General features: G+C 61.5%; 9 protein-coding genes. 2 read left to right on the forward strand and 7 right to left on the reverse strand.

What is annotated here, in order from left to right:
- Positions 1-299 precede the first annotated feature (299 nt).
- From ACP2YP_RS36270 to ACP2YP_RS36285, 4 genes are all read right to left on the reverse strand, one after another.
- Positions 300-1,097, reverse strand: a complete 798-nt coding sequence (locus ACP2YP_RS36270; protein ID WP_426421096.1) for a hypothetical protein — start codon at positions 1,095-1,097, stop codon at positions 300-302.
- Between the two features lie 27 nt (positions 1,098-1,124).
- Positions 1,125-2,045, reverse strand: coding sequence for a hydrogen peroxide-inducible genes activator (locus ACP2YP_RS36275; RefSeq protein ID WP_426421097.1), 921 nt, complete (start codon positions 2,043-2,045; stop codon positions 1,125-1,127).
- A 196-nt stretch (positions 2,046-2,241) separates the two neighbouring features.
- Positions 2,242-3,576: an ATP-binding protein gene (locus ACP2YP_RS36280; protein WP_426421098.1), complete on the reverse strand. Its 1,335-nt coding sequence runs from the start codon at positions 3,574-3,576 to the stop codon at positions 2,242-2,244.
- A 3-nt stretch (positions 3,577-3,579) separates the two neighbouring features.
- Positions 3,580-4,236 carry a response regulator gene (locus ACP2YP_RS36285; protein ID WP_426421099.1) on the reverse strand — a complete coding sequence of 219 codons (657 nt, stop codon included), beginning with the start codon at positions 4,234-4,236 and terminating at the stop codon, positions 3,580-3,582.
- Positions 4,237-4,462: 226 nt separating this feature from the next.
- Here ACP2YP_RS36285 and ACP2YP_RS36290 point away from each other — a divergent pair, with 226 nt between their 5' ends.
- Both ACP2YP_RS36290 and ACP2YP_RS36295 read left to right on the forward strand, forming a co-directional pair.
- Positions 4,463-5,713 (forward strand): efflux RND transporter periplasmic adaptor subunit, encoded by a 1,251-nt coding sequence (locus tag ACP2YP_RS36290; RefSeq protein WP_426421100.1) that lies wholly within the window; start codon positions 4,463-4,465, stop codon positions 5,711-5,713.
- Positions 5,714-5,726: 13 nt separating this feature from the next.
- Positions 5,727-8,834, forward strand: coding sequence for an efflux RND transporter permease subunit (locus ACP2YP_RS36295; RefSeq protein ID WP_426421101.1), 3,108 nt, complete (start codon positions 5,727-5,729; stop codon positions 8,832-8,834).
- A 583-nt stretch (positions 8,835-9,417) separates the two neighbouring features.
- Here ACP2YP_RS36295 and ACP2YP_RS36300 read toward each other — a convergent pair.
- The 3 genes from ACP2YP_RS36300 to ACP2YP_RS36310 form a co-directional block, all read right to left on the reverse strand.
- Positions 9,418-9,618, reverse strand: coding sequence for a hypothetical protein (locus tag ACP2YP_RS36300; RefSeq protein ID WP_426421102.1), 201 nt, complete (start codon positions 9,616-9,618; stop codon positions 9,418-9,420).
- Positions 9,619-9,729: 111 nt separating this feature from the next.
- A complete protein-coding gene (locus ACP2YP_RS36305; RefSeq protein ID WP_426426395.1) occupies positions 9,730-10,659 on the reverse strand; it encodes a helix-turn-helix domain-containing protein in 930 nt (309 codons plus the stop codon).
- 118 nt (positions 10,660-10,777) lie between these two features.
- Positions 10,778-11,431, reverse strand: coding sequence for a sigma-70 family RNA polymerase sigma factor (locus ACP2YP_RS36310; RefSeq protein WP_426426397.1), 654 nt, complete (start codon positions 11,429-11,431; stop codon positions 10,778-10,780).
- Positions 11,432-11,758: the final 327 nt, after the last annotated feature.

Consider the following 11,758-nt stretch of genomic DNA (forward strand, 5'->3'; position numbering starts at 1 on the left):
CGCCGGCCGCTCGCCGCGGGATATGCGCCGTATCGCTCCCGATGGCTAACAGGAAATTTCGAAGGCAGTGATCGGAGAAGTCGATGAACCGGCACCGACACGGACATGGCAATGCGATCAGCTGCGCACGATCGATTGACCTGAGCGCGCTTATCGTGGCCACGCGTGGCCTTTGGCGTTGGCGAATTGATCTCAGCGCGAGAATACGCTGAGACCAACAGGTGATCCCACGGCGACCATCACGCGGTCAGCCAGATGATCGTGTCAAATTGTGATTGGAATGGACGTGCGACGGTCGATCAACCGCACACCTGAACGTGGCGCTGGCGCCAACCATAAGCGGTGTGTACGCGTCGGCGAACCATGGAGCAACCACCATGGTCACCATGAGAACCGTCGTAGTAGGTGTTGTAGGCGTAAGGATCGTCGTAACCGTAGTAGTTATAGCCATGCGGGTAGAAGCCGTAGCCATAGGCCCACCGGTGCCTGAAGCCGTGCTCATGAAATCCACCGTTGTGGAAACCGCCACCATGGAATCCACCGGCGAGGCCACTACCATGGTAACCACCGCCAAAGCCGCCCCCATGGAAACTGCCACCGCCGAATCCACCGGCGAGGCCACTACCATGGTAACCTCCGCCGAAGCCGCCACTATGGAAACTGCCACCGCCGAATCCACCTCCGTGGAAAGCGCCGCCGCCAAAGCCGCCGCCGCCACCCAGGCCCCCGCCGTGGCCACCACCGCCGCCACGGGCCAACGCCACCGTTGGCGAGACCGAGCCAACGCATGCAACTGCCAACAACACGATAACCGTTTTGTGCAACATCACCATCTCCGTCAGATAAATCGCTCCCAGGTACGACGTCGTCAGGTGCCGTAGACAATTCGGCGTCACCGACGGTTCGTCCCCGTCGCCATATGCAGCCACCTTGAGCCCAATCGCTAACGGGAAGTTTCGAAGGCAGTAATCGGAGACACCGATGAAGCCGGCATCAGCACGGGAAGGACCTCGCGCACCATCGAAGAATATTGATGGACGCGCCTGCGCCTGGCAGGCGTGTCGCCAGTGCGAACGCCGAATAACGCGCCGGATCACTGCGTTCGTTGCGCTTCGGTATTCCGATTAGGCAGCTGCTCTCCTGGTACCGGCCAGACATTCTCGGATGAGTGTTCCGAGCATCCCGAATTCGGCGCCGCGCGCAGAGGTCGACCGCCAGGCCAGCATCAAGGTCCGGAACGGCTTGTCTGGAGAGAGCGGCCGAACTACAACGTCGGGGGTTGAAGCCAGTTCTGAATCTATCGAGATCTGGGGCATCAGCGTGATGCCAAGCTCCGCGGCCACCATCTGGACCAGCGTTCGCAGGCTCGTCGCCTGGAAGATCTCGTTGCGAATTGGATCAGGCACCCGACATGCCTGCAGTGAGTGGCTGCGCAGGCAATGTCCGTCCTCGATCAGGAGCAACTGCTCACGACAGAGATCATCGCGGCTGACCGCGCTGTGATGACCAAGAGGATGGTTGCGCGACATTGCGACGACGATCGGGTCTTGCGTGATTTCCATCGTTTCGACGTCGCCTAGTTCGTAGGGAATGGCCACGAGCAAAACATCAAGCTCGCCTTGGGCAAGCTTATCCAGAAGTACCGTAGTCTGTGCCTCACGGACGTAGAGCCTGAGCTTCGGTAGCGCAGTGCCCAAATGCGGAAGCAAGGAGGGCAGGACATAAGGCCCGACTGTTGGAATAACCCCGAACCGGAGCAGCCCGGATAGTGGCTCCTGCGCGCTGCGCGCCAAGCCGACCAATTCCTCAGCGTTGACCAGTAGACGCTGGGCGCGCATCGCGATCTCTTTCCCCAGAGGCGTCAGCATCACCTGGCGATGGCTGCGTTCAAACAGCGCGACGCCCAGCCGAGCCTCGAGCTCCTTAATTCCCCCGCTCAACGTCGATTGAGTGACGGCACAACTTTCTGCGGCACGGCCGAAATGGCATCGCTCGGCTAGGGCACATAGAAAGCGGAGTTGTTGAAGACTTGGCAGGATGGTCATGGGAAGGTCCAATGAATTTGTCCGTTACGCGCCTTGATTTTGCGAAGAGAGCAGTCACGCATTGATGATGTCCGGCGTCTGCGGCAGCCGAGCCACTCGCCATGCCTCGTGGCAACTCTCGCGCCCAACAACTCGGGATTCGATCGACACCTCCCGGAATGTGCGCCGACGCCGAATGACGCGAATACTCAGGATTTCATGTGGTTTCAGGAAAGACCAGACGCGCCTCAAAGCCGGCGGGCCGACCTATAATCGGAGAAATGAGTGTCAGGCTGCCGCCGATCTGCTTCATGACATTGTCAACGATGGCGAGCCCGAGACCTCCGCCTGCGCCGACCGATGATCCGCGAACGAAAGGCTTTTTCAGCGTTTCGAGCGTCTCGGATGGAATGGGAGCGCCGCCGTTCAGCATCCGAATTTGTCGACCGCCCTCGATGACGATTTCGATGGGCTCATCGGGAGCGCCATAGCGGACGGCGTTTTCGATCAGATTGCGGAGCGTGATGCCGAGAACATCCAACTCTCCCTGCACAATGAATTCGTCGGGACATTGCGCAGTGACCACCAGCCTGTCTCCCACGTCCTCGCGTCGGCGAAACTCATCAACCAGAACTTGCAGGACGGTCATCACGTCAATACGTTCCCGCTGCATGCCGGCGCCGGCCCCCGCCCGGGACAGCTGCAGCAATTTCTCGGCAAGACTGCTGAGCCCTTTTATCTGGTTGACGATCCGCGCGGCACGCTCCGCATGCTGCGTGCCGGCGAGCTGCGCCGACAACAATTGCATCTGCGCCAGCACGGCGGCGATCGGCGTCCGCAATTCGTGCGCGCTGTTCGCTGCGAACTGGCGCTCAGTAGCCAGCGCACGCTCCAACCGCTCCAGCAAGCGATTCACTGCGGACAGCATCGAGGCGAGCTCGCTCGGCAGGCCCATATCAGGGATCTGCGACAGATTGGAGCCATCGCGCCGGCCGATCTCGCTCCGCAACTGGTCCAGGGAGCTCATGCTCCGGAGCACTGTCCAGCGGATTAGGAACCATGATAGCGGCAAGAACAGCAACAGCGGTCCGACCGTGAGCGCGACTGCCCGCCTCAGAGACTCGGAGCGGTGCACGGCGGGCTCGGCAACCGCGATGAAATAGCCATCGACAGCCGCTGGCTGAGAATAGATTCGGTAACGTGGGGCGTCATGAAATCCAGCCTGGCGCGGCACCGGAAACGGCGTCTCGGGCGCGTTCTCGGATCGCATGACGATGTCGCCGGTCGGCCCGATGATCTGGTAGGCCAGAGCCTTCGGATCCATTGTCGCGATCAGGTGCTTGGCCATCTGCTGCATGCCCTGTGGTTGCTGGACAGCATCATAGGTCACGGGCAGCAGCCGCTGCGCGACCTCCTCGATCGCATCGTCGAGCCGCTCGTTAATCTCGAATACGGTCAACATGCCGGCGGCGATGCTCCCCAGCAGCCATAGCCCCGCCATCGATGAGGCCAGCATCCAGATCAACCGCGAAACCAGGCTCCCGCGTGCCACGTGCTAATCTCCCAAGCGGTAGCCGAGACCGCGTATCGTGCGAATGAAATCCCGCCCAAGCTTGCGGCGGATGCGGCTGACATAGACTTCGATGGTATTGCTCTCGATCTCCTCGCCGAACGCGTATAGCGCGTCCTCGATCTGCTCTTTCGACACCGTCGATTGCTTCCGCCGACCCAGCACCTCGATGACGGCCCACTCCCGCGCGCTCAGTTCGACCGATCGTCCGTTTAGCCGCGCGACTTTCGATTCCCACTCCAACTCTACCGGACCGATCCGAACGACCGGCACTGAGTTGCCAAAATACCGGCGGCTGACGGCCTCCAATCGCGCATTCACTTCGTCGAGGTCGAAGGGCTTGACGATGTAATCGTCAGCACCCGCCTTCAGCCCCTCGATCCGGTCACTGACCAGGTCGCGCGCGGTGAGGATGACGACCGGGAGCGCATTACCGCCGCGGCGAAGCTTGCGCAGGAAATCGAGGCCGCGCCCATCGGGCAGATGCAGATCAAGTAGCAGCGCGTCATAAGATACCGTGCGCACCGCGTGCTCCGCCGGTTCAAGCCGTTCGAACCAGTCGACGGCGTGTCCGGCTGCTCTAACATGCTCCTGCAAAGCCGAACCAAGATGCGGCTCGTCTTCAACCAGCAATACTCGCATGGGCCCGCTCGTTGTCATGAAGGGAAATTGCAGGAGGAAGCTGACGCCAACCTGAACGTCATGCAGATAGGCTTCAGGTCGGCGTCAGAAAAGCCCGCTAACGATCCCGACGAACGGTTTTGGTCAGGAGCGGGAAATGAACCATACTAGCCCATCACGCACAGCTCACGTATTCGCGATGAATTGGTCGGAGTCCCATCAGCGCCAGTCGCGTTTTCCTGGGACGTTGTCGACTCTGAAGCGTCGACTGCTTTTTGGTGTGGCAACATTCGGTATCGCCGTAGTCCTGGGATTCGCAGCGGGTCGTTCGTCCTCTTCCAACTCGGTGGCTGTGAGCGCACCCGCAGTTATGGCGACAGATGCGCAGCTCCCCGCGACAATTGCTCTCTCAGAGCCGAAGCTTGCGAACCTGCAATTGCAAGTGGAGGAAGCGAAGGCCGGCCCGCTGATGCGCGCCGTGTCAGCGACCGGTAGTGTTGGATATGATCAGCTCCATGTTGCCCGCATCAGATCCATGGCGCGCGGCCGGATCGAGACGCTCGACGTCAACGCCGGTGATCGGGTGACCGCGGGGCAGCGATTGGCCGTTCTCGACAATTTCGACCTTAGTGCCGCCCACAGCAAAGTTCTGGGCGCTGAGGCGGCGCTCAATCAGGCAAAGGCGCAACTCACTGCGGCAAATGCAGCTTATGACCGCGCAACAAACCTCATTCGCAGCGACCTCGTGACCCAGGCCGAGGTCCAGACCCGTCGCGCCACCGCAGCCACCATGGAAGCCGATCTCCGCACCAAGGAAGCTCAATTGCGGCAGTACCAGGAAGAAGAGGCGCGGCTCTTGCCCATGCGCCCGGCCGCCGCGGGCACAAGCCCCAGTGACGAGCCGACGCTCGACTCGCGGGCCGCGATTGTCGCGCCATTCGACGGCGTGCTCGATTCGGTGTCGGTCGCGCAAGGGGAGATTGTGGATCCGGCAAGCGCGATCTTCACCGTCTCCGACCTTTCAACTGTGTGGGTGCAGGCGGATGTAGCCGAGAGGGATCTCGGCGCAGTCAAGGTGGGCGATGCAGTCGAGGTCAAGGTGAGCGCTTTCCCGGGCCGTGTCTTTGCTGCCCGCGTCACCTACATCCCCGATCAGATCGAATCGGGAACGGGCATGGCCAAGGTGCGCTGTGAGGTGCCCAACCGGGACGGCGCACTGCGCGTCAACATGTTCGCGACCGTCACCATCCTCTCGCAGCAGGGCGGCAACGCTGTCATGGTGCCGAGCAGTAGCCTGCAGGACGTCAATGGGCAGAGCGTCGTATTCGTCCCGACAGGCCATGGCGAGTTCGCCTGGCGCGCGGTTCATACCGGCCTGGCTGCAAACGGAAACACGCAGATCACGAGCGGACTTACTGCCGGGACCCAAGTCGTCGGCGAGGGCAGCTATTGGCTCAAGGCGGCGCTGATGCAATCCACCATTCCGGACCAGGGCTGAAGGAGACACGGCCATGATCAATCGTATTGTTGATGCCGCCCTGGGTAACCGCATGCTCGTTCTTGTCCTGATCGCCGCGCTGGTCGGCGTTGGCGTGTTGAGCATGCAGCGCCTGCCTTTCGACGCCGATCCGGACATCTCGCCGCTGCAGGTGCTGGTCACGACCCAAGCGCCAGGGCTCGCTCCCCCGGATGTGGAGCGTTCGATCACCACGCCGATCGAACTCGCTCTGCAGGGCTTGCCGGGCATGACGAGCTACCGCTCGATCTCGCGCTACGGGCTTTCCGTCATCTACGTGAAGTTCGCCGACGGCAGCGACATCTTGAGCGACCGCACGCTGGTGGCGCAGCGCCTGACCCAGACGTCGTTGCCGGCGGGCACTGGCACGCCCATGCTCGGGCCGCTCTCCGATGGCCTCTCCGAAATCTATCAGTTTAGGGTTGAGGGCAAGGGCTACTCACTGATGCAGTTGCGCTCGATCCTGGACTGGCAGGTCGCACCGCAGCTCAAGCAAGTTCCGGGCATTACCGAGGTCAACGTCAACGGCGGCGAACTCAAGACCTACGAGGTCCGCGTCTCCGAGAGCGCACTGACACGCTTCGGTCTGTCTATCGGGGACATCTATAATGCGGTGTCGCAAAATAATCGTGCGACTGGCGGTGCGACCATCGCGCGGAACGGCGAGCAGGCCGTGATCCGCGGCGAAGGGCTGCTGCAGTCGATGGGCGACATCGGCAATATCGTCCTGCGCACCGCATCCGGCGGTTCGCCGCTCTACGTCAGGAACGTCGCCGAAGTGGTCGAGGCACCGATGCCGCGGCTCGGCGCGGTCACGAGCCAAGGCAACGGCCAGGCCATAGTAGGCGTCGCGCTGATGACGTTGGGCGAGAATACGCGGGCAGTCGCGCAGCGGCTCGGAACCGCTGTTGGGCAGATCAACAAGACCCTGCCGCCCGGCGTCAGTATCACTCCATACTACAATCGCGCCGGTCTGATCGATCGCGTTCTGGAGACCGTGGCCCACAATCTCGCCGAGGGCGCGTTGCTGGTGATCATGGTGCTGCTGCTCTTGCTGGGCAATTTTCGCGCCGCCCTCATTGTCGCGCTCGCCATTCCGCTCTCGATGCTCGCGGCCGTCACCGCGATGTACTTCACGGGTCTCTCAGGCAACCTGATGAGCCTCGGCGCCATCGATTTCGGGCTGCTGGTCGACGGTGCGGTCGTCATGATCGAAAACATCGTCCGCCGTCGCGCGGAGGCACCCTCGCTTCCGGCATCACAGGCGGTGCGCGAGGCAGCGCACGACGTTGCCCAGCCGGTCGCGTTTGCGGTCGCGATCATCACGCTGATCTATGTTCCGATCCTCAGTTTGCAGGGCGTGGAGGGCAAGATGTTCCGTCCGATGGCGCTGACCGTCATGTTCGCGCTGGGCGCTTCGCTGGCCCTCACGCTCACTGTTATGCCGGTGCTCGCGTCGTTTTTCCTGCGCAAACCGGTCGCCGAACGCGACAGTCGCATCATTGGCTTTGCCCGTCGCGGTTATGCGCCGGTGCTCACGAGAACCATGCGCCATCCAGGGATCACGATGTTGGTAGCAACCGTGATGCTGGGGAGCGCTCTGGTGATCGGCTCCCGTCTCGGTGCGGAGTTCCTGCCTCGGCTGGAGGAAGGCGCGCTCACCGTCACGACCACCAAGCTACCCGGCATCTCGCTCGAATCAGCCATTGCCACCCAGACCATGGTCGAGAAGACGCTGAAAAAATTCCCCGAGGTCGAGACCGTCGTCACGCTTGGCGGCAGCTCGGAGATCCCGACCGACCCGATGGGCGTCGAGCAAAGCGACACCTTCATCATCCTCAAGCCGAAGTCGGAATGGCGCACCGCGCAGACAGAGGCGGGGTTGATTGAAGCTTATAAGGAGGCTCTGGATCAGAGTGTGCCCGGCATTACCCAAAGCTGGGCGCAACCGATCGAGATGCGCATGGACGATCTCCTGCAGGGCGTCATGGCCGACCTCGGCATCGTGATCCACGGGACCGACACCGCAACACTCCGCGACCTGGCCGACCAAGTGGCGCGTGTCGTTTCGGGTGTTCCCGGCGCGGCCGATGTGCAGGCCAAGCAAACCGTGGGCCAGCCCTATCTCCGGGTGGTCGTCAATCGCGAAGCCATTGCGCGATACGGATTCAACGCTACCCAGGTGCTCGATCTCGTCGAGGCGCTCGGCGGACGCACCGTGGGCACCATGAAGGACGGGGAAGAGAGGTACAATATTCGCGTCCGGTTGGCCCCGCAGGACCGCGACGACATCTCGCGCATTCGCTCGCTGCGCGTCGGCAACGGCACCGGCGTATCGGTTGCTCTCGGCGATCTCGCCGATATCAACTGGGAGCCTGGTCCCGCCCAGATCGAGCGCGAGCTGGGCAAGCGCGTGGCGAAGGTGCAGGCCAATGTACGCGCGCGGCCGCTCGCCGGCTTTGTCGCCGACGCGCAGCAGGCAGTTGCAGCCCAGGTGCACCTGCCACCGGGCTATACGATCTCCTGGACTGGAAGTTTCCAGGACCTTCAGGAGGGAATAGCGCGACTGTCGACTGTGGTGCCGGTCGCGCTCGCCGTCATCTTCCTGCTACTCTATCTGATGTTCGGCAGCGCACGGCTTGCGACGTTGATCTTCTTCAACGTGCCATTTGCGGCAGTCGGCGGCATCTTTGCGCTCGTAGTGCGCGGCATGCCGTTCAGTATCTCGGCCGCGGTCGGCTTCATCGCTTTGTTCGGGATTGCCATTTTGAATGGCGTCGTGATGGTGAGCTACATGGAGGAACGGCGGAAGGAAGGACTCGCCGCCGCCGCTGCGGCCTGGCAGGCGGCCATGACGCGGCTGCGCCCCGTGCTGATGACGGCGACCGTGGCAAGCCTCGGTTTCCTGCCAATGGCACTTTCGACGAACTCCGGCGCCGAAGTGCAGCGCCCGCTCGCGACCGTCGTCATCGGCGGCCTGATCAGCGCGACCTTGCTCACATTACTGGTGCTCCCAGCCCTCTATCCTTGGTTCTGCCGCGCCCACCGCTTCGTTCGCGCGGCCGCATACGATGCCTCCTCCACACCGCAACCGGCAGAGTGACGATATGCCCGCGGCGAAGTGCCGGGGAGGGCGCCGGCAAAGAGGGAGCGATTCGAGGCCCCGAGATGGCCGGTGAGGCAGCGCCCGAGCGACCCGGTGACGCTGCCGCGGAGCTCGAGGCTGTCGCCGACCAGGCCATGGAGCGCGCGACGGCGATCTGCCGGCGACCATAATTGCGCTCACCGTGGCGAACGGGATGCTCGAGCAGGAGCTGGCGGACGCCTACCCACAAGATCCTCCTTGACCTCGCGATATTATGATGGGGTCGATCCCGTCGGGAGCCGGGTTCGATTCCGGTTGGGGCGTTGTGGAGACCGAACGGCATAGGGCGTGCCTGCAGCCCGGGAGCCTGCTGTTTTATTTTTGGCAGCTCTACCGCGCGTCAACTTGCTGGTATTACTGCTGGTATCGGGAGCAATCGGCGCCGAAAATCACTGCAAATTCAGCTGGTTATGCCATTAGGCAATTATCGGCCAGGGGCACCACGGAAAAAATACAAATAATAACAATAACTTAAGCCTTTGGTTCGATTCCGGTTTTCACGAGAAAATTTTCGCGACGCATTGAAAACACACGTAAAAATTCACCGCAGCCGTCCGGTTTGCTGGCATTTTTGCTGGTATCGAGCGAACAAACGTTCGCGGCGAATTTCGCTTTTCCAAATGAAGGAATTGAGCAGATGGCCCGCAAGAATGGTGGCGCGCGCGACAACGCCTAGCAGATCAGAACGGACGTCGACTGCAGCGCCGCACGACCGAAATTCGTCCAGAAGCTGACTAGCCATCACCGATATGCGTTTTCCTGTTCGAGGACGCGATCTTCTGAGGAATCCGATCGCCGTCAATCCAAGCTTCTGCCCCAGCCGACATGCCGCGTGCGATCGCCAAGTCCCAGCTCAAATCTCGCTTTCTCGGCCACTCCGAGCATCGCGGCGCCACTCGCCTGGGCTGACGCCAACCAAGTTCGAGAATACGCGGGTAAAGTGGCTTTGACTGGCAAACCCCGCCGCTATCGCAATCTCGGCCAGTGTTAAACCGCGAACGGTCATCAACTGCTTGGCGGCGCTCACGCGCTGGCGAAGCAGCCACTGATGTGGTGGCAGCCCGACGGACGTTCGAAAAGCTCGGGAAAAATGGCCGACCGAGAGGCCCAACTCAGCGGCGATCTCCTGCATCGCAAGCTTCCCCGTGAGATCAGCCCGGAGCTTTTCGCAAGCACGTCTCACCTGCCACGGAGCAAGGCCGCTGGTCACGGGTTCGGCACCGCGCAGTCCACCATACGCTTGAGCGACATGCGCCGTAAGCGCGAGCATCATGTGATCGACGAAAAGCTGATTCGTCTCGGACGGCCGACGCAAGCTCTGCAATAGCGCTGCGCCGACGTGATGCACGATCTCGTCGTGAAAGCCAGTGCCGAACTGACAGTCGAGTTGGCCGACACGCCGCGCTCCGAACCTCTCTGCAATGCCGTTGAGAGCAAGAGCCGGAACATAGAAATGAAGGGAGTGAAACGGCTTGTCGATCACAAACCGCGGATCGTTCTTCATGTCGTAGAGATAAGTTGCGCCTGCCCGGATATCGGGCTTGGTCACGCACTTTCCGTGCTCCCAGTATTCGCAGTCGGGATAATCGCGAAGTTTCAAGCTGACGATGTAGGCATCCTCGGGGACCATTGCGCCGCAAAGACCGGGAACGGGATTGTCATCCCGCGTTTCCGTGGCTGCGACCTCGACGCCACGCATCGACCGCGTGATCACCGATGGCGGGGTATCTCGAAGACGCAGAAGTTCCGCAAACTTCTGACCATGAAAACCGCTCTGTGCCATATCAACCATTGCTCATGCAGGCATGCGGATCAGCAAGTCGGCGCACCGATGTCCATTATTGCGGATGGCTGAAGAGCCGTCCAGCGGAGCTCATGACAAAATGATTTACATCACGATTTCAGAGGGTTGCCGTGGCGTCGAAACCCGCCGCTACCAGGATGCTCGCAAGCTTCTTGCGTGCATAAAAAATCCTGCTCTTAACGGTGGCCTGCGGAATACCAATGATCCCGCTGACTTCGGCTACGGAGTTCTCGCGGAAGTAGAACAAGTCGATGATTTCCCGATGGGCCGGGGGCAACTTGTCGATGCATGCGCGCAGGATGCCCTCGGTTTCCTTGCGGTCCAGGGCCAAGTCCGGCGTTTCTCCGCCGTCGATAATTCCAAGCACATCGTCTCGATCGATATCCTCATGCGTTCGCCCTCGCTGTGAACCGATCGCCTTGAACCGGGCGATCGCCAACAGCCAGGTGGCGACGCGCGCGCGACCTTCGAACATGTTTGCGGAGCGCCACACGTCGAGGAACACCTGATTGACGAGATCATCGATGATCGCCGGATTACGAACCAGGCGCTGGATGAATTGGGAAACCCTCTTGCGGTGTCGGGCGAAGATGATGTGCATGGCTGCCTTGTCGCCCTCCGCAACGCTCCGGAGCAGCATCTCGTCGGAGACGTCCTCGACAACGCCTCGGCTCCTCTCGAGATTGCGCGATACATGTTCCGGAGAACATGCCGAGGCGCCCCGCTGCGCCTGATGAACGGCGTAGACCAGCTTGTCGTCGAACGGCCTGCCCGAGGACTGAGGAACGGGATCAACGCAACTGCTCGGAGACACAGCTGGGTGGGTCGTCGCATGGCGGGATGAGGGAGTGCTTCGCCGAAGTCGGTGCAATGATGACGTCCGTTTCTGCGCTGGTCGTCGCTCCTCGGTGATGGACATCGCCTTCTCCGCTTCTTTCAACGAGACGGCGATGAGGATGCGTCGCAGGAAGCCCTTCGGGCTATCCTGCGAGGGGCTCGTGCTTCTAGTCCCCTGGTCTAGGGTGAACCAGCCGGTCGGCTGGAAGCGGGGGTGCGCTGAGCTGCTGGCCGCGGATCG

It is taken from the genome of Bradyrhizobium genosp. A (assembly GCF_049949275.1).
Lineage (GTDB): Bacteria > Pseudomonadota > Alphaproteobacteria > Rhizobiales > Xanthobacteraceae > Bradyrhizobium.

Coding starts and splice junctions, on each gene's coding strand:
- ACP2YP_RS36275 (WP_426421097.1), bottom strand. CDS start 2,045: ATGACCATCCTGCCAAGTCTTCAACAACTCCGCTTTCTATGTGCCCTA.
- ACP2YP_RS36295 (WP_426421101.1), top strand. CDS start 5,727: ATGATCAATCGTATTGTTGATGCCGCCCTGGGTAACCGCATGCTCGTT.
- ACP2YP_RS36300 (WP_426421102.1), bottom strand. CDS start 9,618: ATGGCTAGTCAGCTTCTGGACGAATTTCGGTCGTGCGGCGCTGCAGTC.
- ACP2YP_RS36305 (WP_426426395.1), bottom strand. CDS start 10,659: ATGGCACAGAGCGGTTTTCATGGTCAGAAGTTTGCGGAACTTCTGCGT.
- ACP2YP_RS36285 (WP_426421099.1), bottom strand. CDS start 4,236: ATGCGAGTATTGCTGGTTGAAGACGAGCCGCATCTTGGTTCGGCTTTG.